This window comes from Pseudomonas sp. LFS044 (assembly GCF_047978245.1).
Lineage (GTDB): Bacteria > Pseudomonadota > Gammaproteobacteria > Pseudomonadales > Pseudomonadaceae > Aquipseudomonas.
Genome location: NZ_JBFPFX010000033.1, coordinates 26227 through 44981, shown reverse-complemented (window position 1 = coordinate 44981; position 18755 = coordinate 26227). Strand labels below are relative to the sequence as shown.

Sequence of the window (18755 nt, the reverse complement as noted above, 5' to 3'; positions counted from 1 at the left end):
TTGCGGGGGCGTTGTTGTTGCCACGGCTTACGAGGCCGTTTCCGCCATGAGCGAACCTGACGTCAAGTCGCACAAAATCGAATTCCCTTGCGCCGATTACCCGATCAAGGTCATCGGCGATACCGTTGTCGGCTTCAAGGACACGGTGATCGAGATTCTCAGCAAGCACGCCAAGGTCGACCTTGCCACGCTGGCCGAACGCCAGAGCAAGGAAGGCAAGTACACCACTGTGCAGCTGCACATCGTTGCCACCAGCGAGGACCAGCTGCACGACATCAACAGTGCCCTGCGCGCGACCGGCATCGTGAAAATGGTGCTTTGATGTCCCTTTGTCTCGGTTTTCGCGATCTTGGCCTGCAGCCCTATGAACCGGTGCTGCAAGCCATGCGTCGCTTCACCGAGCAGCGTAGCCCCGACAGCCAGGACGAAATCTGGCTGGTCGAGCACCCCGCGGTCTTCACCCAGGGCCAGGCCGGCAAGGCCGAGCACCTGCTGGTGCCGGGCGACATCCCGGTGGTGCAAACCGACCGTGGCGGCCAGGTGACCTACCACGGCCCAGGGCAACTGGTGGCCTACCTGTTGCTGGACGTGCGCCGCCTGGGCTTTGGCGTGCGCGAGCTGGTCAGCCGCATCGAGCAGACACTCATCGAGCTGCTCGCCAGCTACGGTGTCACTGCTGCGGCCAAGCCCGATGCGCCGGGTGTCTATGTCGATGGAGCGAAAATCGCCTCCCTCGGCCTGCGAATCCGCAACGGCCGTTGCTTCCACGGCCTTGCTCTGAATGTGGACATGGACCTTGCTCCATTCCGCCGAATCAACCCCTGTGGGTATGCGGGGCTGGCCATGACCCAGCTGCGTGACCTGGCAGGCCCGATCGAACTCGACGAGGTCAGGACAAGGCTGCGCGGACAGCTGGTCAAGCACCTCGACTATGCTGAGCAGACGACCCTGACGGGCGGAATCGACTGAATATGACAACTGTGCAAGAAGCCGTGCCGAACCTGATACCTACCCAGGATGCCACCCCGCGCCCAGCGCCGAAGAAGGTGGAAGCTGGGGTCAAGCTGCGTGGCGCCGACAAGGTGGCGCGCATCCCGGTGAAGATCATCCCCACCGATGAACTGCCGAAGAAACCCGACTGGATCCGCGTGCGCATCCCGGTATCCCCTGAGGTTGACCGCATCAAGCAGCTGCTGCGCAAGCACAAGCTGCACAGCGTGTGCGAAGAGGCGTCCTGCCCGAACCTGGGCGAATGCTTCTCCGGTGGCACCGCGACCTTCATGATCATGGGTGACATCTGCACCCGTCGCTGCCCGTTCTGCGACGTCGGCCACGGCCGACCGAAGCCACTGGACGTGGACGAGCCGAAGAACCTGGCCGTGGCCATTGCCGACCTGCGCCTGAAGTACGTGGTGATTACCTCGGTGGACCGCGACGACCTGCGTGACGGGGGTGCCCAGCACTTCGCCGACTGCATCCGCGAAATTCGCGCACTGTCGCCGGGCGTGCAGCTGGAAACCCTGGTGCCGGACTACCGCGGGCGCATGGACGTGGCCTTGGAGATCACCGCGCAAGAGCCGCCGGATGTCTTCAACCACAACCTCGAAACCGTACCGCGCCTGTACAAGGCTGCGCGCCCGGGTTCGGACTACGATTGGTCGCTGGACCTGCTGCAGAAGTTCAAGCAGCTGGTCCCGCACGTGCCGACCAAGTCGGGCCTGATGCTCGGCCTGGGTGAAACCGACGAAGAAGTGATCGAAGTGATGCACCGCATGCGCGAGCATGACATCGACATGCTGACCCTCGGCCAGTACCTGCAGCCTTCGCGCAGCCACTTGCCGGTACAGCGCTTCGTGCACCCGGACACCTTCGCCTGGTTCGCCGAGGAAGGCTACAAGATGGGCTTCAAGAACGTCGCTTCCGGCCCGTTGGTGCGCTCGTCCTACCACGCCGACCAGCAGGCTCACGAAGCCAAGATCAAGCTCTGATCCTGGTTTGAGCTACCCATGCCGATGCGCGCCGAGAGGTGGCATCGGCATTTTTGTTTGTGTGCCATGCGCTGCAAGGAGTTGCGATGAATTGCGCCGAAACCTTTGAATGCCGCCTTCCTGCTGCAGTGCCGGGCAATGCCTGCTTTGCCATCGTCGCCCCAGCCGGCCCAGCCCGGCTGGACGCACAAAAGGCCAGCCAGTGGTTCGCCGAGCGTGGCTACCGCTGCCGTATCTACCCAGGCGTGGAGCAGGCCCAGGGCTACCTGGCAGGCTCCGATCAGCAACGCGTGCAGGACCTGCACGACGCTTTCGCAGACCCGGCGATCGACGCGATCCTGTGCATGCGCGGGGGTTACGGCAGCATGCGCCTGCTCGACAGGCTCGACTTCGACCTGATCCGCCGCAACCCCAAGCCGCTGATTGGCTACAGCGACATTACCGCGTTGCACATGGCCATCTACCGCAAAACCGGTTTGGTCACGTTCCACGGGGCCATGCTCAATGCCGACCTGCTCGGCGCCAAGCTCGCGCCGACCGAGTCTTCGCTTGTGGCACAGTTGAGTGGGGCGTTAGCGGCGGGGGATGCGCTTGTTCATCCCGCCGAGTTCCCCTTGAGCAGCGTGGTGCCGGGTGTTGCAAGGGGGCGTCTGCTGGGCGGCAACTTGTCGATCCTGGGCGCTACCATGGGTACGCTGGCGGAAATCGATACGCAGGGCTGCATCCTGTTCATCGAGGACGTCAACGAGCCGCTTTATCGGGTGGACCGCTTGCTTACCCAGCTGCGCCTTGCCGGCAAGCTGGAGGGCGTGAAGGGTGTGCTGGTGGGGGATTTTGCCGGGATTACCGTTGCGGCCTTGACGCCACTGTTGCACGACATCTTCGGGGCCCTGGGTGTGCCGGTGCTGGCCGGCTGGCGCAGTGGGCATTGTGATCCGAATGTGTGTTTGCCTATGGGGGCTGAGGTGGTGCTGGACAGCGAGGCGCAGAGCCTGGTGTTGGCGCAGGATTTGTTCAAGGCTTGAGAAGGTTGGGGCCGCTTTGCGGCCCATCGCCGGCAAGCCAGCTCCTACAAGGCTTGCGTTACGCCTGTGGGAACCGGCTTGCCGGCCACTCCCAGCATTATTGTTGGCGCAAGCTATCGAGCAGCTTGTGCGTCGGGTACCCATCCGCTGGCCAGCCCAGCCCCTGCTGCGCATTGCGGATGGCTTTGCGGGTATTGGCGCCGATGATGCCATCCGGGTTGCCTGCCTGGTGCCCGCTGGCGTTCAGCAGGTTCTGCAACTCCATGCGCTCGCTGCGGCTCAGCGGCAGGTCTTCCTTCGGCCAGCTGCCGGCAATGAAGCCCCAGCCCGAGAAGCGGTCCCCCAGCAAGCTCACCGCCAGGGCATAGGACGACGAGTTGTTGTACTTGAGGATGGCGCGGAAGTTGTCCAGCACCAGGAACGCCGGGCCACGGGCGCCTGCCGGCAGCAGCAGTGCAGCAGAGAGCTGGTTGCTATTGGCGGGCAGCTGCGTGCCTGCCGGTAGCTTCACACCCATCTGCAGCCATTCGCTGACAGGCTTGCGCAGCGAGCCGTCGGCCAGCCAGTAGTCGAAACCTGCCGGTACCTGTACCTCGAAGCCCCAAGGCTGACCGCGTTTCCAGCCGGAGCTCTGCAGGTAGTGGGCCGTGGACGCCAGGGCGTCCGGCGTGCTGTTCCAGATGTCGCGACGGCCATCGCCGTCGAAGTCCACCGCATGGGTGTTGTAGGTGGTCGGGATGAACTGGGTCTGGCCCATGGCGCCGGCCCACGAGCCACGCATGGCCTCGGGCTGGATATCGCCGTGCTGGATGATCTGCAGGGCGGCGATCAGCTGGTCCTGGGCGAACTGCGGCCGGCGCCCTTCGTAGGCCAGCGTGGCCAGCGAGCGGATCACCGACTTGCTGCCCTGGAACTGGCCAAAATTACTCTCCATGCCCCACACCGAGACCAGTACCTGGCGGTCAACGCCATAACGCTGCTCCAGCCGGGTCAGCAGTTCAGCATTCTGCTCGAGCAGCTTTTTGCCGTTGCGCACGCGCAGCGGCGACAACGCGCCTTCGAGGTACTCCCACACCGGGCGGGTGAATTCGGGCTGGCTGCGGTCGGCCTTGATCACGTCCATGTCCGGCGTGACGCCGAGGAACGCGCGGTCGAAGGTGCTTGGCGAAATGCCGGCTTGCAAGGCTTGTTCACGGAAACCGGCCTGCCACTGTGCAAAGGTTTGCAGCGGCTGGATTTCAGTACTGACGTCGGTTGTGGCGCTGGGCAGGGTGACTGCCGGCGCGGGCTGGGCGGGGGCCAGCGGCAGGGCGTCGGCGGCGGTGGGTTTTTCCGCGCAGGCGACGAGCAGGATGAAGCTGGAGGCCGCGATCAGCTGGCGGGATTTCCAACGAGGGAGAAGACTGAAGAGCATGCACAGATCCAGAATTTCAGGTCAGGTGCCGACCATACCATGCCTGCGCTTTCGATGCTTTCATGCGGCCAAAAAGTAAGAAGCCTCCCAATCTCTCGATTGGAAGGCTTCGCGGCGGTAGCTGCCTTTGCCCTTGTCCGGTTGTTCCTGGCGGCAGCGGAACAGTGGCTGGGCGACGATGGATTTGGCCTTGTTGGGGCCGTGCTTTTTCGGCTTTTTGCTCATGGCGAGGTTCCCGTTGGGGTGGATGCGGGTGGACTCTAGGCCTGAAGGGAGGGGAGGGCCAATTGATTGTGTGTATGGCCCTCGGCGCTTACTCGGGAGGCAGCGCCAGGCGCTGGCCGGCCATGAGCAGCGACAGCCGCGAGAGCCCGGTCCACGGCGACCCCTCGGCCTGGCCTTTGATCTGTGCGTCGATACGTTGGGCATCCTGCAGCAACTGAGCCCAGCGCTGCGCCGAAAGGCGCTGCAGGGCTTTGCTGACCAGCGGCCGGCGTTTGTCCCACACCGGTGGGCGGGCCTGGCTGAACGCCTTGTCCAGCGGCACGCCCTGGCTGAACTGCTGCGCCAGCCCGGCCAGCAGGCGCAGTTCGCGGGCCAGCGCCCAGAGAATCACCGGTGGCTCCACCCCTTCACCGCGCAGGCCTTCGAGCATGCGCAGGGCATGTGCGGCCTCGCCATTGAGGATGGCATCGACCAGGCCGAAGACATCGAAGCGCGCACTGTCGGCAACAGCCGCCTGTACGGTTTCGACGGTGATCTGGTTGCCCTCGGCAAGCAGCTTGAGCTTTTCGATTTCTTGCGCTGCGGCCAGCAGGTTGCCTTCGACCCGCGCGGCGATCAGGTCGACCGCGTCGCGCTGGGCCGACAGACCCGCCTGCGCCAAACGCTGGTTGATCCATTGCGGCAACTGCTGGGCATCCACCGGCCAGATCTGGATGAACTGGCAATGGGCGCCTTCGATCAAGGCCTTGCCCCACTTGGTCTTCTGCGCGCTGCCATCGAGCTTGGGCAGGCTGACCAGCAGCAAGGTGTCTTCGGCGGGGTTGGCGCAGTACTCCATCAGGGCCGCGGCGCCTTTGTCACCGGGCTTGCCCGAGGGCAGGCGCAGTTCCAGCAGGCGGCGCTGGGCGAACAGCGACAGGCTGGCGCCGGCCTGGAGCAGGGTGCCCCAGTCGAAGTTGGCGTCGGCGCTGAACACCTGGCGCTCGTCGAAACCTTGCTGACGCGCCGTATTACGGATGGCGTCGGCAGCTTCCTGACACAGCAGCGGGTCGTCGCCGCTGACCACGTAGACCGGGGCCAAGGCGCCTTGCAGGTGCTTGTTGAGTTGGGCGGGGGCGAGTTTCATGGGAAACAGGCGGGGCACCGGGGTGCCCCGCGCGGGCTTATTTGCCCGGGATTTCCAGTGGCGACTGCTGCGGCGTTTCCGCCTGCTGACGGCGCGCGGCTTCCAGCGCGTCGGCTTCGGCTTTGGCGCGTTCGTCGGCCTTGCGCTGCAGCTCGTCAAGCTGCGTCGGGGTCAGGTTCTGCAGGCGCGCCATCATCGACTGCACCAGTTCGCGGCGCATTTCCACGCGGGCCTGGCTGGCTTCCTGGTCGGAGCCGGTGATGTTGCCACCGTCACGCACGTAGATCTTGCGCACCTCAACCTTGTCGCTCAGCAGCTCCAGGTTGTTCAGGCCCAGGATGCTGTAGTTGAGGGTGGTGGTCAGCTCGTATTCGGCCGTACGACTGCCGCCGCTGTAGCTCGCCGAACGCTGGTTTTCCTGCTCGTTGGTCAGCTCCAGGCGATAAGGCGCGCCGGTGTGAACGTTGACGCCGCTACGCTCCAGAGCCTGGCGAAGCTGGACCACGGTCTGGCCGTAGGCGTTGCGCGCGCCGACGTCCATCTCCTTGACGCTGAGTTCGTTGGTGCCGGTGCCGCGCAGCTGGAAACCGCAGGCGCTGAGCATTACGGCCAGGCCCATTACCAGCAGATTGCGTTTGATCATGTTGTAGCTCCCTTGTGGGCCGATACCGCCCACCTGCACTGGCTGCAGGTGGGCGTTGCCATCAGTTGGCGACGATGTTGACCAGCTTGCCCGGTACCACGATGACCTTGCGGATGGTCAGGCCATCGATGAAGCGCAGGACATTTTCGTTGCTGCGGGCGGCGGCTTCGACTTCTTCGCGGCTGGCAGCGGCCGGCATCTCTACCTGGCCACGCAGTTTACCGTTGACCTGGACCACCAGGGTAATGGTGTCCTGCACCAGCGCTTGTTCATCGACGCTTGGCCAGGCGGCATCGATCACCGAGCCTGCGTGGCCCAGTTGCTGCCACAGCTCATGGCTGATGTGCGGGGTGATCGGGGCCAGCAGCAGGGTTACGGCTTCCAGGCCTTCCTGCAGCAGGGCACGGTCTTGCTCGGTGGCCTGCGGGGCCTTCTCCAGCACGTTCATCACGGTCATCACCTGAGCGATGGCGGTGTTGAACTTGTGGTACTGGCCGATATCGGTGCTGGCCTGCTTGATGGCGGCATGGATGGCACGGCGGATTACCTTCTGCTCGTCGCTCAGTGCAGCGGTGTCCAGCTTGCCCGGCAGCCCTTGGCTGACGTGGCCCTGGGCCAGGCGCCAGACCCGGCGCAGGAAGCGGCTGGCACCCTCGACGCCGGAGTCGGACCATTCCAGGCTCATGTCGGGCGGCGAAGCGAACATCATGAACAGGCGGCAGGTGTCGGCGCCGTAGGCTTCGATCATCGACTGCGGGTCGACGCCGTTGTTCTTCGACTTCGACATCTTCTCGGTGCCGCCGATTTCCACTGGCAGGCCGTCGGTCTTCAGGCGTGCGCCAATAATCTTGGCCTTGGCATCGCGCTCGATTTCGACGTCGGCCGGGTTGAACCAGTCCTTGCCGCCATTGCTGGCAACGCGGTAGTAGGTCTCGGCGACCACCATGCCCTGGGTCAGGAGGTTCTTGAAGGGCTCGTTGGAGGTGACCAGGCCTTCGTCACGCATCAGCTTGTGGAAGAAACGCGCGTACAGCAGGTGCAGGATCGCGTGCTCGATGCCGCCGATGTACTGATCGACCGGCAGCCAGTGGTTGGCGGCTTTCGGGTCGACCAGGCCCTGGTCATAGTTGGGCGAGGCGTAGCGGGCGAAATACCAGGACGATTCCACGAAGGTGTCCATGGTGTCGGTTTCGCGCTTGGCCGCGGTGCCACATTTAGGGCAGGTGCATGCGTAGAACTCAGGCATGCGCGCCAGTGGCGAACCGGCGCCGTCCGGCACCACGTTCTCGGGCAGGGTGACCGGCAGCTGGTCTTCCGGCACCGGCACGTCGCCGCAGGACGGGCAGTGGATGATCGGGATCGGGCAGCCCCAGTAGCGCTGGCGGCTGATGCCCCAGTCGCGCAGGCGGAACTGGGTACGCGATTTGCCCAGGTCCTTGCGGATCAGCGCGGCTTCGATGGCGTCGAAGGCGCCGGCGAAATCCAGGCCGTCGAATTCGCCGGAGTTGATCAACTGGCCATGCTCGCCGTAGGCAGCCTGCCACTCGCTGCTGACTTCATCGCCAGCGCTGGTGCGCACCACGGCCTTGACCGGCAGGTTGTACTTGTGGGCGAACTCGAAATCGCGCTCGTCGTGGGCCGGCACGGCCATCACGGCGCCGTCGCCGTAGTGCATCAGCACGTAGTTGGCGACCCACACTGGCAGCTTCTCGCCGGTCAGCGGGTGCTCGACCAGCAGGGAAGTGGCCATGCCCTTCTTCTCCTGGGTGGCCATGTCGGCTTCGGCCACGCTGCCGCTCTTGCACTCGTCGATGAACGCCTGCAGCGCCGGGTTGCCCTGGGCAGCCTGGGTAGCCAACGGGTGTTCGGCGGCGACGGCAACGTAGGTTGCGCCCATCAGGGTGTCCGGACGGGTAGTGAATACCTTCAGGGTGCCTGCGTGGCCGATGCTCGCCTGGTCGTAAGGGAACTGCACTTCCATGCCGCGCGACTTGCCGATCCAGTTGCGCTGCATGGTCTTGACCTGTTCAGGCCAGCCCGGCAGCTCGTCGAGGCTTTCCAGCAGCTCATCGGCGTAGTCAGTGATGCGGAAGTAGTACATCGGGATTTCGCGCTTTTCGATCAGCGCGCCGGAACGCCAGCCGCGGCCGTCGATGACCTGCTCGTTGGCGAGTACGGTCTGGTCGGCCGGGTCCCAGTTCACGGTCCCGTTCTTGCGGTAGATGATGCCTTTTTCGAACAGGCGGGTGAACAGCCACTGTTCCCAGCGGTAGTAGTCCGGCTTGCAGGTGGTGACTTCACGTGCCCAATCGATGGCCAGGCCCAGGCTCTTGAGCTGGGTCTTCATGTAGTCGATGTTTTCGTATGTCCACTTGGCCGGGGCGACGTTGTTTTTCATCGCCGCGTTTTCCGCAGGCATGCCGAAGGCGTCCCAGCCCATCGGCTGCAGGACGTTTTTGCCCAGCATGCGCTGGTAGCGGGCAATCACGTCGCCGATGGTGTAGTTGCGAACGTGGCCCATGTGTAGCTTGCCGCTCGGGTACGGGAACATCGATAGGCAATAGTAGGTGTCTTTGCCTGGCTGTTCGGTAACAGCGAACGACTGTTGCTCGTCCCAGAAATGCTGGGCGGCGGCTTCGATATCACGGGGCGTGTATTGTTCGTGCATGGCTACTTTTGGCTGAGAGAGAAGAGACCTTGTTCCAGGCAGCGGAACCTCGCTGCGGCCGGCACTCCGGTGTCATGAGGGTGAACGCCGTAGCATACAGCAGCGCCGCGCATCGTGGGAAACCCTGATTGCGAATGCCCGCTGGTCGCTGCATCCGGCTGCTTTTCATAGCGCCGCTAAGCTCAGTTGTGGGGGGAGATATTCTTTATCTTCAATGAGGTGAACGGATGGGAGAGACGCAGCTTACCGCAAGCAAACCGGAGCTTTACGAACGCCTGATCGACCGTCTTGGCCTGGCATTGGAAGTTGCCAGGACGTCGGTACGGTTGCGCGACGAGATGCCAGCCGAGCTGGAATTGCGCGGTTTGAGTCATGCAGAGTTCGAAGTGATCAAGGCTTACCTGGAGACGCTTCCGGAACGCCGTAATGCCACTGCCGGTACATACCCACAAGCGGAACCGACATCGGCAAAGATCATCTGGCTCAAGGACAAGAAACGCCCCGCCACGACGGCGAGATCCAGGACGCTGCCGCATCGCTAGCCGTTCAGGCCGCCAGGCGCAGGCCATCGCGCCGGTACTTCACACACACACTTCTCACGATCGGCGCCGGCTACGCACTTGTTGACCGGCGCCGATCCTCTTAGGCTGCACGCCTGCCAAGGAGGTGTGGCCGATGCCGCTTCGATTCTTCATCAAACAATGGTTGATGCCCCCCGGCATCCTGTTCCTGCTGCTACTGGCCGGCTGGTGGCTGCGCAGCCGTCGCCCGCGGTTGGCTGCAGCGTGCTTCGTGCTCGGGCTGGGCGGCTTGTGGCTGATGAGCTTGCCGCTGGTGGTACAGCAGGGCGCGCGCCTTCTGGAAACCGAGCCGCCCCTGGCGGTAAGCGAATGGGCAAGCCTGGCCAACCGTGCAGATGCCATTGTGGTACTGGGCGCGGGGCGAGAGCGCGGTGACCCGGCCTGGGGTGGCGATGACCAGCCTACGGCGACGGCCCTGGAGCGCATGCGCTTTGCCGCGCGGCTGGCGAAGGCATCGCGTTTGCCGGTGCTGACCAGCGGCGGTTTGCACTACGGCACGCCGCCCAGTGAGGCGCGCTTGATGGCCGACAGGCTGCGCGAAGACTTTGCCGTCGAGGTGAAGTGGAAGGAGGAGGCCAGCCGCACCACTTGGGAAAATGCCCGGTTCAGTGCGGACATCCTGCAACCCCTGGGCATTCGCCGGGTGGTGGTGGTGACCCAGGCCTGGCACATGCAGCGCTCGCGGTGGAGCTTCGAGCAGGCGGGGTTCGAGGTGGTGCCAGCGCCGATGGGGTTCCTTGGGCGCGATCATGCCCGGCCGTTTGCCGGGTTGCTGCCGGAAAGCCGTGCGATGTGGCAGAGCGGGCAGTTGCTGAATGAGGTGGTGGGGTTGGTTGGGTATCGGGTGTTCTACTGAATGGTTGGCTGTCAGCACCGGCCTCTTCGCGGGGCGAGCCCGCTCCCACAGGTGCACCACAGTATTCGAATCCGGTGGTATACCTGTGGGAGCGGGCTTGCCCCGCGAAGAGGCCAGTGGAGGCTTCATCAGACCGTCTTGGCAATCCGCCCAGCCGCCAGCGCCCACCCAAACAACAGCACACACACCATCGCCAGCGGCCACGAGCGCCATTGCAGGTACGGTGTCAGCTGCTGCATCGGCACCACCTCGCCATACAGCACCGCGCGCTGGAACTGCGGTACCTCGGCAGTGATCCGGCCAAACGGGTCGATCAGCGCGGTCACGCCGTTGTTGGTGGCGCGGATCATCCAGCGGCCGGCCTCCAGTGCACGCATCTGCGCCATCTGCAGGTGCTGCAGCGGCCCGATCGAGGTGCCGAACCAGGTGTCGTTGCTGATGGTCAGCAACAGGTCGCTGCGTGCCGCAAGGCCCGCCGCGAACTCCGGGTAGACCACTTCGTAGCAGATGTACGGGGCAATCTGGTAACCCTTGGCCTGCAGCAATGGCTGGTCTTCAGGGCCGCGGGCGAAGTCCGACATGGGCAGGTTGAAGAACTCGATCATGCCGCGAAGCATGTCCTGCAACGGCACGTATTCGCCAAACGGCACCAGCTTCTGCTTGAGGTAGGTGCCGTCGCCTTCGCCGGTGACGGTCACGCCGTTGTAGTAACGGCGCTGGTGATGCACCACTTCGCGCACCGGCACGCCGGTAATCAGCGCCGAGTGGCGATCAGCGGCAAAACGGCCCATGACGTCGATGTAGCCTTGCGCCTGGTCCTTGAGGATCGGCACGGCAGTCTCGGGCCAGACCAGCAGGTCCACAGGTTTGGAGCTGAAGCTCATGTCGCGGTACAGCGCCAGTTGCGCATCGATGTGCGCCGGGTCCCACTTCAGTTCCTGCTCGACGTTGCCCTGCAAGGCAGCAACCTTGAGCGGGTCGCCAGCCGGTTTGGTCCAGGCGTGGCCCTTGAGTGCCATGCCGACCACCCATGGGGCCAGCAGCAGCAGGGCACCCACGGCCAGAAACGAAGGGCGTGCGCGCAGGCGGTGCAGGTTGCACAGCAGGGCAGCAGTCAATGCCAGGGCAAAGGAAATCAGCCACACGCCGCCCAGCGGCGCCAGGCCGGCCAGTGGGCCATCCAGTTGGCTGTAACCGGCATACAGCCACGGGAAGCCGGTCAGGAACCAGCCGCGGAAGGCCTCTTGCAGCAGCCACAACGCGGCAAAGCACAGGGCGTCCGCCAGCGGTGCCTCGTTGCGCCGCAGCCAGCGTGCCCATAGCCAGGCAGGCAAGGCGAAGAACCAGGCAAGGGCGGCGAAGAACGCCAGCAACAGCACGATCGCCAGCAGCGGCGAGGCGCCGCCGTAGGTGTTCATGCTGACGTAGATCCACCAGGTGCCAGCACCGTACAGGCCGAAACCAAAGCACCAGCCGCGCCACATGGCTTGACGCGGGGTAAGCTCGCGCAGGCCAAGGTAGAGCACCGCGATCGACAGCAAGGCCAGTGGCCAGATGTCGAATGGCGCCAGGGCCAGAAGGGTAGAGGCGCCGGCCGCCAGGGCCAGCAGGTTACCGGGCCAGCCGGGGCGGGTGATCCAACGCATGTTTGTCCTTAACGGGTGATCGGTGTCAGGCGCAGCAAGTGTATCCGCCGGCTGTCGGCATTGAGAATACGGAACTTGTAGGTGCCGATTTCAGTGGTCTCGTTGCGCTTGGGCAAGTGGCCGAAGGCGCTCATCACCAGGCCGCCCACTGTGTCGAACTCGTCGTCGGAGAACTGGCTATCGAAGAACTCGTTGAAGTTCTCGATCGGCGTCAGTGCCTTGACCAGGAAGTCGCCGCTGGGCAGTGGCTTGATGTAGCTGTCTTCCTCGACGTCATGCTCGTCTTCGATGTCACCGACGATCTGCTCGAGTACGTCCTCGATGGTCACCAGGCCCGCCACGCCGCCGTATTCGTCGATGACGACGGCCATGTGGTTGTGGTTGGCGCGGAACTCGCGCAGCAGCACGTTCAGCCGCTTGGACTCGGGCACGAAGGTGGCCGGGCGCAGCAGGTCCTTGATGTTGAAGCTGTCGCCGTTCTCCTTGAGGATCAGCGGCAGCAGGTCCTTGGCCAGCAGGATCCCGAGCACATCGTCGTGGCTCTCACCGATCACCGGGTAGCGCGAGTGCGCGGCATCGATGATGGCCGGCAGGAACTCGCGGGGCGACTGGGTAGCCTTGATGCTGATCATCTGCGAACGCGGGACCATGATGTCGCGTACCTGCAGGTCCGCGACCTGGATGGCACCTTCGACAATGGTCAGTGCTTCGCTGTCGAGCAGCTTGTTCTGATGGGCTTCGCGCAGCAGCTCAAGGAGCTCCTGGCGGTTTTTCGGCTCATGGGCAAAAGCCTGGGTCAGTTTACCCAGCCAGGACTTTTGCCCGTTGCTCGATCGATCTTCGCTCATGGCGGTTCTCGTGATCCTTGCAGTATCAGTGTGTGATTGATTCGTTTTCATCGTCGGCATACGGGTCAGGGTGACCCAGTTCTGCCAGCAATTCCCGTTCCAGCGCTTCCATTTCCTCGGCCTCATCGTCTTCGATGTGGTCGTAGCCGAGCAGGTGCAGGCAACCGTGAATGACCAGGTGCGCCCAGTGCGCCTCCAGTGCCTTGCCCTGTTCGGCAGCCTCGCGTTCGACCACAGGCACGCAGATCACCAGGTCGCCCAGCAGCGGGATGTCGAGCAGTTCGTCGGGCACGTCGGCCGGGAACGACAGCACATTGGTCGCGTAGTCTTTGTGCCGGTAGGTGTGGTTGAGCTCGCGGCCTTCGGCTTCGTCGACCAGGCGGATGGTCATTTCCGAGTCAGCCGTGCGCTGGCGCAAGGCCAGTTCGCACCAGCGGCGGAAGGCAGCATCGTCAGGGGCAGCGGCGTCCGTGGCCCGTTGCAGGTCAAGTTCAAGCATCTTTGTTGCTGACCTCGGGCTTGGCCTGACGGGCTTCGAAGCGGTCGTAGGCTTCGACGATACGCTGCACCAGTGGGTGACGAACCACATCTTTGGGTTGGAAGTGGGTAAAGCTGATACCCGGAACGTCCTTGAGCACCTCGATCACGTGGGCCAGGCCCGACTTGGTGCCGCGTGGCAAGTCGACCTGGGTGATGTCGCCAGTGATCACTGCGGTGGAGCCGAAGCCGATGCGGGTGAGGAACATCTTCATCTGCTCGAGCGTGGTGTTCTGGCTCTCGTCGAGGATGATGAAGCTGTTGTTCAGGGTGCGGCCACGCATGTAGGCCAGCGGGGCGATCTCGATCACCTGGCGCTCGATCAGCTTGGCAACGTGCTCGAACCCGAGCATTTCGTACAGGGCGTCATACAGCGGGCGCAGGTACGGGTCGATTTTCTGGGCCAGGTCGCCAGGCAGGAAGCCGAGCTTCTCGCCGGCTTCGACCGCCGGGCGGACCAGCAGAATGCGGCGCACTTGCTCGCGCTCCAGGGCGTCCACGGCGCAGGCCACGGCAAGATAGGTCTTGCCGGTACCGGCCGGGCCAACACCGAAGTTGATGTCGTTGGCGAGGATTTCTTTCACGTAGCGCTGCTGGTTGACCCCGCGCGGGCGAATGTTGCCCTTGCGCGTGCGCAACGAGACGCTGACCTCGTTCACCGCCGGGTTGTCGAGGGCCTCGACGGTCGATTCCTGCAGGTACAGGTGCACGGTCTCCGGCGACAGCTCGGTAGCCTTGGCCTCGCGGTAGAGGCGGCGCAGCAGTTGCTCGGCAGCAGAGGTGGTCTTGGGTTCGCCGATCAGCTCGAATTGATTGCCGCGGTTGCGGATCTCGATGGCCAGGCGTTGCTCGATGAGGCGCAAGTGCTCGTCGAACTGGCCGCACAGGTTGGCGAAACGGTGGGCCTCGAAAGGTTCGAGGATGAAACGATGGGGTTCTATGGGTGCGTTCAAGGTCGTTTTAAGCCGCTCGACGGCAATAAGGGTGAACCCAAGAATAACCCTTGAAGGGCAGGGGCGAAAGCACTGAAACGATCAAGGGTATGTGTGGCCTGTCCCGGCCGCTTTGCGGGTAAACCCACTCCGACAAGTACTCCAGCGTTTTCAAGGCTGTGGGCTCGGGTTCACCCGCGTAGCGGCTGGCACTGCTATGATGCGCGCCTTTTCTTACGCATGTGTTATCCCGCCCAACATGAGCAAACGCGAACCCGCCATCTATAAAGTGATCTTCCTCAACCAGGGGCAGGTCTTCGAGATGTATGCCAAGCAGATCTACCAGAGCGACCTGTGGGGCTTTCTGGAAATCGAGGAATTCGTCTTCGGTGAGCGCGCCCAGATCGTCGTCGATCCGAGCGAAGAGAAACTGAAGAACCAGTTCGAGGGCGTGATCCGCAGCTTCGTGCCGATGCACTCGATCGTGCGCATCGACGAGGTGGAGCGGCTGGGCACGGCAAAGATCAGCGAGGCCAAGGGTGGCGGCAATGTGATGCCGTTCCCGATGCCGATGCCGGAGAAGTAAGTACAGTCAGGGAAGTGGCGAGAACGGTGTGCGGCCTTCGGCGTTCTGCAGCTCCAGCAGGTACTTGCGGAAGATCTGGCCGAGCACCTGGGTGGCGTGTTCCAGTTCGTCGCGGGGCATCTGCTCGGTGACTTCGTCAGCCATGTCCAGCGCGTCTTCGGCGCCGTTGACGGCGGCCATCTTCAGCAGAATATAAGCCTGCACGTTGTTGGCCTTGACCCCTTCGCCATGGAAGAACATGGCGCCGAGGCGGTATTGCGCGTCGGCATGGCCCTGCAGCGAGGCCTTGCCGAACCAGTCCACAGCCTTTTTCAGGTCTTTGGGCGTTTGCGTGTAGTAGTACTCACCCAGTTCGAACTGCGCTTGGGCGTCCCCGGTCGCCGCCGTCTGCTCGCAAGCCTTGAGGGCGTTGGCCTGGTCTTCTGGCTGGACATTGAGCGTGCAGCGCCCCGTTGCTGGAATCAGCAACGAGTTACCGCCCTCCGCCAGTGCCAGCAGGGGCTGAAGAAGCAACAGGCAGCCCAGTGTCAGGGCGCGGCCGGTGCGGTTCATGGGGATCGACTTACCTCTGCAAAGCTACGGCCAAGGTCTCTGGTGGCACATTATGGGATAAGCAGCGCCTACCTTACAAAGTTTTACTCGAATTTCTGTGTTGGTGGGCAAACTTGCTGATGAAGGAAGAGATTTTATTGCTTGCACCGGCCTCGTCGCGGATGAATCCACGAGCGTAGGAGCGGATTCATCCGCGATGAGGCCGGTGCAGATTGTCGCTTACTTCAGCTTGGCAAACGCTTTTTCAGCGGCATCCAGGGTGATCTTCAGCTCCGCCTCGCCATGGGCGATCGAGGTGAAGCCCGCCTCGAACGCGCTCGGTGCCAAGTACACACCACCTTCGAGCATCAGGTGGAAGAAGCGCTTGAAGCGGTCTGCGTCGCTGGCCATCACGTCGTCGAAGGTGACGATATCGTCGGCACCGCTGAAGTACAGGCCGAACATCGCGCCTGCCTGGGTGGTGACAAACGGTACGCCAGCGGCATCGGCCAGTTGCTGCAGGCCGTCGAGCATGCGGCTGGTGTAGGCGGTCAGTTCGTCATGGAAGCCCGGGCGGCTGATCAGCTTCAGGGTAGTCAGGCCGGCGGCCATGGCCAGCGGGTTACCCGACAGGGTGCCGGCCTGGTACACCGGGCCCAGCGGGGCGATGCAGCCCATGATTTCACGCTTGCCGCCGAAGCAGCCCACCGGCATGCCACCACCGACGATCTTGCCGAAGGTCGACAGGTCCGGGGTGATGCCGTAGTAGCCCTGGGCACCGCCGAGCGATACACGGAAGCCGGTCATCACTTCGTCGAAGATCAGCACCACGCCGTGCTTGTCACACTGCTCGCGCAGGCCTTCGAGGAAGCCAGGGGCGGGCGGCACGCAGTTCATGTTGCCGGCCACCGGCTCGACGATGATGCAGGCCACGGTCTGGCCGACTTCGGCCAAGGTCTTCTCGACGGCGGCGATGTCGTTGAACGGCAGGGTCAGGGTGTGTTTGGCGAAGTCCGCCGGTACGCCCGCCGAGCTCGGCACGCCCTGGGTCAGCAAGCCGGAGCCGGCCTTGACCAACAGGCTGTCGGAGTGGCCGTGGTAGCAGCCTTCGAACTTGATGATGGCGTCGCGGCCGGTGTAGCCACGGGCCAGGCGGATCGCGCTCATGGTGGCTTCGGTGCCGGAGCTGACCATGCGCACCATCTCCATCGACGGCACCAGCGAGCAGACCAGGTCGGCCATCTCGGTTTCCATCGCGGTCGGTGCCCCGTACGACAAGCCGTGCTGCAACTGGTTACGCACGGCGTCCAGCACGTCCGGGTGGCCGTGGCCAAGAATCATCGGGCCCCAGGAGCCTACGTAGTCGACGTAGCGCTTGTCGTCCTCGTCGGTGACATACGCACCTTCGGCATGCTTGAAGAACAGTGGGGTGCCGCCGACGCTCTTGAAGGCGCGGACGGGCGAATTGACGCCGCCGGGGATGTGCTTCTGGGCTTGGGCGAACAGGGATTCGGAACGGGACATGGGATCTTCTCTCGAAATCAGGAAGCGAACAGGGCGTTGAAGGCGCGGGCGCGGCGGGTGACTTCCTGCGCGCTGTCGGCACCGAACAAGCCATGGATCACCGCCAGCAGGTCGGCACCGTGGGCGACCAGCGGGGCGGCGTTGTCGAGGGTGATGCCGCCGATCACGGCGATCGGCAGCCTGACCCGGGCCCGGGCCTGCTGCAGCAACTCGACGTTGGCAGCGGGCGCACCGGGCTTGGTCACGGAATTGAAAAAACGGCCGAAGGCGACATAGCTGGCGCCCTCGCTGGCGGCCTGGGCAGCCAGTTCGAGGCTGGCGTGGCAGGTCGAGCCGATGATGGCCTGGCGGCCCAGCAGGGCACGTGCCGGGGTCAGCGGGCCATCCGTCTGGCCCAGGTGTACGCCGACGCCAAGGCGCGCGGCCAGTTCGGCATCGTCGTTGATCAGCAGCTGCGTGCCGTAGCGCTCGCAGAGCTTCATCAAGCCTTCGGCTTCGCGCAGGCGACGGGCGGCATCATCGCTTTTGTCGCGGTACTGCAGCAGGCGCACGCCGCCTTCCAGTGCTGCCTCGACGTGGGACAGGAAACGGCCGGCGAGCAGCTGGCTGTCGGTGATTGCATACAGACCGCGTAGCGTCATCTGAAAGCCTCGTATCAGGAGCAGAAGTCCAGGGGCAGGCGGCGCGGCACGAACTGGCCCTTGCCCAGCTGCTCGGCGTCACGCAGGGTGCGCCAGGTGTAGTCCAGCGCGCTGCGCACGGCGCTTTGCAGTGCTTCGCCCAAGGCCAGCCGGCCGGCCAAGGTGCTGGCCAGGGTGCAACCCGAACCGTGGTAGCTGCCGGGCAGGCGCTGGCAGGTCCAGGTATGGCGCTGGCCATCCCGGCTGTACAGGCGGTTGTGAATTTCGTCTTCGTCGCCGTGACCACCGGTAATCAGCAGGTGTCTACAAAACGGCAACAGTTTTTCGGCACACTCGTCGGCAGTACCTTCGGGCAGTTCGGCGAGGATGCGCGCTTCGGGCAGGTTGGGCGTGGCGATGGCGGCCAGTGGCAGCAGGCGTTCGCGCACGGCGTAGCCGACTTCGTCCTTGCCCAGGCGGCCCCCGCCACCGGCGCGCAGCACCGGGTCGCAGACCACGGGCAAGTGCGGGTGGGCACTGAGCAGTTCGGCGACGGTGTCGACCATTTCGATCGAGCCGAGCATGCCCAGCTTGACCGCGGCCACCGTGGAGTCGGCCAGCACGGCATTGGCCTGGGCCAGCACCCACTCGCGGTCGAGCACGCGGAAGTCGGAAACGTTGACGGTATCCTGCACGGTCAGGGCGGTCACTGCGGGTGCAGCGTGACAGCCTTGGGCGATCAGGGCTTCAATATCTGCCTGCAAGCCGGCGCCGCCACTTGGGTCGTGGCCGGAGAGACAGAGGACAACGGGGCGGGAGCTGTAGGTATTCATGGTCGGCGAGCTTACCACCAAACCCATTTGCGCGGATCGTCCTACAAACGGGTTTTGCTGATCAATTGGTCAGATTTGTGTTGATGTTGTTGCCGAAAGCATTGATTTAGAGCCTTTCCTTCCAAAATTGAAGTGGCTCGTGGCCAGCGTGGAAAGCTATGCTAGAGTGCTC

Annotated in this window: 20 protein-coding genes; 7 read left to right on the top strand and 13 right to left on the bottom strand. The window is 63.8% G+C overall.

Annotation, left to right across the window (positions count from 1 at the left end):
* The first annotated feature begins 46 nt into the window (after positions 1–46).
* The 4 genes from ACNQPL_RS23020 to ACNQPL_RS23005 all read left to right on the top strand — a co-directional run bounded on the left by ACNQPL_RS23020 (position 47) and on the right by ACNQPL_RS23005 (position 3013).
* A complete protein-coding gene (locus tag ACNQPL_RS23020; protein WP_346614613.1) occupies positions 47–322 on the top strand; it encodes a DUF493 domain-containing protein in 276 nt (91 codons plus the stop codon).
* On the top strand, positions 322–969 hold the full coding sequence (gene lipB / locus ACNQPL_RS23015; RefSeq protein ID WP_346614612.1) for a lipoyl(octanoyl) transferase LipB: 648 nt from the start codon (positions 322–324) through the stop codon (positions 967–969). Before ACNQPL_RS23020 ends, lipB begins: the two co-directional genes overlap by 1 nt.
* A gap of 2 nt (positions 970–971) precedes the next feature.
* Complete coding sequence (gene lipA / locus ACNQPL_RS23010) at positions 972–1988, top strand: lipoyl synthase (protein ID WP_346614611.1); 1017 nt, start codon at positions 972–974, stop codon at positions 1986–1988.
* Positions 1989–2074: 86 nt separating this feature from the next.
* On the top strand, positions 2075–3013 hold the full coding sequence (locus tag ACNQPL_RS23005) for a S66 peptidase family protein (RefSeq protein WP_416467994.1): 939 nt from the start codon (positions 2075–2077) through the stop codon (positions 3011–3013).
* Between the two features lie 97 nt (positions 3014–3110).
* Here the strand turns inward: ACNQPL_RS23005 and ACNQPL_RS23000 are convergent, their stop codons facing one another.
* The 5 genes from ACNQPL_RS23000 to leuS form a co-directional block, all read right to left on the bottom strand.
* Positions 3111–4427, bottom strand: coding sequence for a lytic murein transglycosylase (locus ACNQPL_RS23000; protein ID WP_416467993.1), 1317 nt, complete (start codon positions 4425–4427; stop codon positions 3111–3113).
* A gap of 60 nt (positions 4428–4487) precedes the next feature.
* Complete coding sequence (gene arfA / locus ACNQPL_RS22995) at positions 4488–4652, bottom strand: alternative ribosome rescue factor ArfA (RefSeq protein ID WP_016501800.1); 165 nt, start codon at positions 4650–4652, stop codon at positions 4488–4490.
* Positions 4653–4740: 88 nt separating this feature from the next.
* A complete protein-coding gene (holA, locus tag ACNQPL_RS22990) occupies positions 4741–5778 on the bottom strand; it encodes a DNA polymerase III subunit delta (protein WP_416467992.1) in 1038 nt (345 codons plus the stop codon).
* 37 nt (positions 5779–5815) lie between these two features.
* Complete coding sequence (gene lptE, locus ACNQPL_RS22985; RefSeq protein WP_346614607.1) at positions 5816–6421, bottom strand: LPS assembly lipoprotein LptE; 606 nt, start codon at positions 6419–6421, stop codon at positions 5816–5818.
* Between the two features lie 61 nt (positions 6422–6482).
* The gene (leuS, locus tag ACNQPL_RS22980; protein ID WP_416467991.1) at positions 6483–9089 is read right to left on the bottom strand and encodes a leucine--tRNA ligase; all 2607 of its coding nucleotides are present in this window, start codon (positions 9087–9089) and stop codon (positions 6483–6485) included.
* A gap of 227 nt (positions 9090–9316) precedes the next feature.
* Between leuS and ACNQPL_RS22975 the strand changes: the two genes are divergently transcribed.
* Both ACNQPL_RS22975 and ACNQPL_RS22970 read left to right on the top strand, forming a co-directional pair.
* Positions 9317–9631 carry a hypothetical protein gene (locus ACNQPL_RS22975; protein WP_346614605.1) on the top strand — a complete coding sequence of 105 codons (315 nt, stop codon included), beginning with the start codon at positions 9317–9319 and terminating at the stop codon, positions 9629–9631.
* Between the two features lie 133 nt (positions 9632–9764).
* Positions 9765–10526 carry a YdcF family protein gene (locus ACNQPL_RS22970; RefSeq protein ID WP_416467990.1) on the top strand — a complete coding sequence of 254 codons (762 nt, stop codon included), beginning with the start codon at positions 9765–9767 and terminating at the stop codon, positions 10524–10526.
* 128 nt (positions 10527–10654) lie between these two features.
* Here the strand turns inward: ACNQPL_RS22970 and lnt are convergent, their stop codons facing one another.
* Genes lnt through ACNQPL_RS22950 form a run of 4 tightly spaced genes read right to left on the bottom strand, consistent with a single transcriptional unit; the run spans position 10655 to position 14510 of the window.
* Positions 10655–12172 (bottom strand): apolipoprotein N-acyltransferase, encoded by a 1518-nt coding sequence (gene lnt / locus ACNQPL_RS22965; RefSeq protein WP_346614603.1) that lies wholly within the window; start codon positions 12170–12172, stop codon positions 10655–10657.
* An 8-nt stretch (positions 12173–12180) separates the two neighbouring features.
* Positions 12181–13020 carry an HlyC/CorC family transporter gene (locus tag ACNQPL_RS22960; RefSeq protein ID WP_346614602.1) on the bottom strand — a complete coding sequence of 280 codons (840 nt, stop codon included), beginning with the start codon at positions 13018–13020 and terminating at the stop codon, positions 12181–12183.
* Between the two features lie 25 nt (positions 13021–13045).
* Complete coding sequence (gene ybeY / locus ACNQPL_RS22955; protein WP_387530223.1) at positions 13046–13519, bottom strand: rRNA maturation RNase YbeY; 474 nt, start codon at positions 13517–13519, stop codon at positions 13046–13048.
* Entirely contained in the window at positions 13512–14510 is a 999-nt protein-coding gene (locus tag ACNQPL_RS22950; protein ID WP_346614600.1) for a PhoH family protein, read from the bottom strand. Before ACNQPL_RS22950 ends, ybeY begins: the two co-directional genes overlap by 8 nt.
* Before the next feature lie 238 nt (positions 14511–14748).
* On the opposite strand from ACNQPL_RS22950, the gene ACNQPL_RS22945 reads away from it, so the two are divergent.
* The gene (locus ACNQPL_RS22945) at positions 14749–15075 is read left to right on the top strand and encodes a DUF1820 family protein (protein WP_346614599.1); all 327 of its coding nucleotides are present in this window, start codon (positions 14749–14751) and stop codon (positions 15073–15075) included.
* Between the two features lie 6 nt (positions 15076–15081).
* On the opposite strand, the gene ACNQPL_RS22940 is transcribed toward ACNQPL_RS22945, so the two are convergent.
* The 4 genes from ACNQPL_RS22940 to ACNQPL_RS22925 all read right to left on the bottom strand — a co-directional run bounded on the left by ACNQPL_RS22940 (position 15082) and on the right by ACNQPL_RS22925 (position 18583).
* Entirely contained in the window at positions 15082–15627 is a 546-nt protein-coding gene (locus ACNQPL_RS22940; protein ID WP_346614598.1) for a tetratricopeptide repeat protein, read from the bottom strand.
* Between the two features lie 219 nt (positions 15628–15846).
* The gene (hemL, locus tag ACNQPL_RS22935; protein ID WP_346614597.1) at positions 15847–17130 is read right to left on the bottom strand and encodes a glutamate-1-semialdehyde 2,1-aminomutase; all 1284 of its coding nucleotides are present in this window, start codon (positions 17128–17130) and stop codon (positions 15847–15849) included.
* A gap of 17 nt (positions 17131–17147) precedes the next feature.
* Positions 17148–17771 (bottom strand): thiamine phosphate synthase, encoded by a 624-nt coding sequence (thiE, locus tag ACNQPL_RS22930; protein WP_416467989.1) that lies wholly within the window; start codon positions 17769–17771, stop codon positions 17148–17150.
* A gap of 14 nt (positions 17772–17785) precedes the next feature.
* The gene (locus ACNQPL_RS22925) at positions 17786–18583 is read right to left on the bottom strand and encodes a hydroxymethylpyrimidine/phosphomethylpyrimidine kinase (protein WP_346614699.1); all 798 of its coding nucleotides are present in this window, start codon (positions 18581–18583) and stop codon (positions 17786–17788) included.
* Positions 18584–18755 lie beyond the last annotated feature (172 nt).